Here is a 242-nt window from a genome sequence, read left to right as displayed (position 1 = left end):
CCTGCGGCCCGGAGCGCGCCGTCAGGTCATAATTGTAAATATCTGTACGATATTGCGTAAGTCCGTCGTCATCGTCCCAGGCTGTCAGATAATACAGGTTGACCTGAATGTGATGACGCACCGGCACATAACGGGTATCACCCTGCTTCAGCGTGCACGAGATACGCTAATCATTCCAGACCGCATCCTGTAACAGCAGATTATCCAAATAAGACGACTTGTTTACCCTCACGCAACCGGAA

General features: G+C 50.8%; 1 pseudogene. It reads right to left on the bottom strand.

Annotation, left to right across the window (positions count from 1 at the left end):
• Positions 1 to 242: pseudogene (locus QCD69_RS22605) on the bottom strand (L,D-transpeptidase); the annotation flags it as partial.

The sequence above is a fragment of the Erwinia sp. PsM31 genome, from assembly GCF_030433775.1.
GTDB lineage: Bacteria > Pseudomonadota > Gammaproteobacteria > Enterobacterales > Enterobacteriaceae > Erwinia > Erwinia aeris.
Note: the sequence above shows the minus strand (reverse complement) of the source record. Positions and strands in the feature narration are given on the sequence as shown.